Below are 2,517 nucleotides of genomic sequence, written 5' to 3' on the forward strand. Positions count from 1 at the left end.
CCCTCACCCTCCTGCCCCCGCCGCTCCGGCACCTCAGGCGGAGCAGGAGCGAGATCCAGCTCCTCCTCTGTCAACCCGAACAATCGACACAACTTGCGCCGAAAATACGGATTGGGCTTCGTCACCCCACGCTCCCAACGGCTCACATTGACATGTGTCGTGCCCAGTCGCTCAGCTACCTCCTGCTGCGACCAGCCACGGCTCATGCGAGCCTCCACAAGACGTACGCGGGGCCGCAGTGGCTCTTCAACCGATCGGTTGCTGCTCATGGGCAGGCCTCCCCCGACGCCCAAAAGAAGAGAACCCCTCGAAATGATAAAGATGTCTAGGAAAATGATAACATAAGTACTTTCTGATGTACATGGTCACTCGGCATAATAAAGTAAAGAACACGTAGGGAAACGGCGGACGCCCTTTCAGGGACGGGGCACCCGCCGCCAGGTGAGGCCAATGCCACCCGCCGCAGGACCACGGCGCGTCTCACCCCAGGGACCCTACCATTGACCTCGCCCCCTGCGTGCTCTTCTTCTCTCTTGCCCGCTTGCCCTTTGGCGCAGCCCATTGGCTCGCCAGCTAGCAGGCCAGCAGCGAATCACTCTTGGCATCACGGCCACCACCAGGACGTGGCCCTATCAGCGTGCAGTCCGCCACCACGCGAGGGATCGCCGTCGCGGTTCCAGCGATGCAACGCCACGATCCGCGCGTCCACCGGTCAGGGAGTATTGTCATCATATGCAGCAACAAACAAGGAGAATCGCCATGCAAATGATCGCCTGCCGAGAAGAAGCCCGCGTCGCACGCAAACTTGTCCACGATCGCGAGCACATTACACATTATACGCTGCATGGCGTGCTCCCAGAAGGGTATGTCCTTGCCCTCAATACGACCTTCGGCACCCTCTCCTGTCTTACCTATCTCGACAAACAGCCAGCGCTGGTGCTCCAGCAGCAGTTTACCAACAATGAGATGAACGTCCTTCGTCCACTGCTGGATTCCTACCCCTACTACTGCCCTTACGAGGTGCTCTTCGCCCACTTCTATCACGGCGAGGTCACCGAGCGCACCATCGAGCGTTGCCGCACCCGCTTGCTCAAAGCTCTCGAAGACGGCACCTGGGAACAGGCCACGCGCCCTATCCGCAATGTGCTGTCGCGCGTACGTATCAAGCTGCGTATCTTTGGCATTAACATCGTCTCTATCCTGGAAACCGGCTATATTCTTAAAGCGGCTCCAGCACCGGCCTCAAGCACGGTTGCCTGAAAGCCCCCCAAAAAAATAGAAGGCCAGGCCAGATACCCTGGCCCTGGCTCCGCGGGGAGAGAAGAGCACGGCGCGCAGAAGCTTGCCGTCGTATCCCTAGCAGATACTTCTCCCTTCTCCCCCGACGACCCGAGGCAGAAGGCTGCTCACCTCGCGTTCGGCCCCCCGCCGAACCGATGGGGAAGGTGAGCAGCCTTCTGTTCGTCTTTGACTCTGCCTTCAACCAAGCCAGGCCCGAATCTCTCAGGGCCTCCTTCTCTCAACGCCAACGCCCTTGCGCCGCAGGCACTTGCCCCTCAGCCGGATTAGTACGAACCCGCCCCCTGCTAGACACGCACGTAGGACCACCCCTGCGGCTGACCATCACGATAGGGCATACAGCCGTGAAACGGGCGTGGATCATCGTCAAAGACCAGCGGCAGAAAGTAGCGATCACCAGGCCAGAGCGGTAGCCTCTCTAGCTCGGCTAACGGGACCCATACCAGCGTCCCCTCATGGTTGCCAGCATGCGGCTCCCCTGACCAGCGCTCAATGCGGAAGATAAAGCCAAACCAATCCTCACCGTTCTTCCCAAACCCCGGCCAGGAAATGGTCCCTCGCAACACTAGTTCCTCCGCCTCTAGACCGGACTCCTCACGGATCTCTCGCCGCATGCCAGTGACGACATCTTCATGCGCCTCTAGCCGCCCCCCAAGGCCATTGTACTTGCCAAAGTGCAGATCATCAGGGCGCTTATTGCGCTGGATCATCAGCACCTGCTGGCGATCCGGCGAGAGAATATAGCCCAGCGTTGCTAAAACCGGTCGAAACAAGATCTGCTAGCTCCTTTCCCTGCGAGAATCTGGGCAGCGCCCCAACCCATTAGCTAGCCCAGCCAGCCAGCTCGCTTCTCCCCACCTCCAGGGAGAGAAGACATGAACTGAACATCAGTCGGCCCCTACCTCAGACTGTGCCCGCCGACCGCTACAGCCTGGACCTCAGCAGCGGCGCTATCCCGGCTTAGATTCTATCAAGTGAGGCAATCTTCCAGCTCCCCCCCAGGTCCTTGAACACCAAATGCGAGTGATAGGCCGCCAGATTGCTGCGCGAAATCGTCATGATAATGACCATCGGACTGTTGACGTCGACTTCAGCGGAAAAAGCTGTCACCTTGCCCATCGTCTCGTCAAGAGAGCGAGCCGTCTGGAGAAAAAGATCTCTGGTCAAGGGGCGAGGACGATCTCCTGTGGGATTAATGGTCACATCATTGGCCAGATA

At 59.0% G+C, this 2,517-nt stretch carries 4 protein-coding genes; 1 reads left to right on the forward strand and 3 read right to left on the reverse strand.

The genetic code is table 11. The annotated features are described in order from the left end of the window. Positions 1–269 (reverse strand): helix-turn-helix transcriptional regulator (locus IRZ24_RS19305; RefSeq protein ID WP_297168094.1); only part of this gene is annotated, 269 nt, incomplete at its 3' end. A 463-nt stretch (positions 270–732) separates the two neighbouring features. Between IRZ24_RS19305 and IRZ24_RS19310 the strand changes: the two genes are divergently transcribed. Continuing rightward, positions 733–1,260, forward strand: a complete 528-nt coding sequence (locus IRZ24_RS19310; RefSeq protein ID WP_297168096.1) for a hypothetical protein — start codon at positions 733–735, stop codon at positions 1,258–1,260. 326 nt (positions 1,261–1,586) lie between these two features. Here IRZ24_RS19310 and IRZ24_RS19315 read toward each other — a convergent pair whose 3' ends face one another. Both IRZ24_RS19315 and IRZ24_RS19320 read right to left on the reverse strand, forming a co-directional pair. Next, positions 1,587–2,075 (reverse strand): 8-oxo-dGTP diphosphatase, encoded by a 489-nt coding sequence (locus IRZ24_RS19315; RefSeq protein ID WP_366914341.1) that lies wholly within the window; start codon positions 2,073–2,075, stop codon positions 1,587–1,589. Between the two features lie 184 nt (positions 2,076–2,259). Further along, on the reverse strand, positions 2,260–2,517 hold a 258-nt coding region (locus IRZ24_RS19320; RefSeq protein ID WP_297168101.1), incomplete at its 5' end, for a hypothetical protein.

This window comes from Thermogemmatispora sp. (genome assembly GCF_019683755.1).
Classification (GTDB): Bacteria; Chloroflexota; Ktedonobacteria; order Ktedonobacterales; family Ktedonobacteraceae; genus Thermogemmatispora.

Excerpts from the sequence above, each read along its gene's own strand:
- IRZ24_RS19310 (WP_297168096.1), top strand. The coding sequence starts at position 733 with ATGCAGCAACAAACAAGGAGAATCGCCATGCAAATGATCGCCTGCCGA.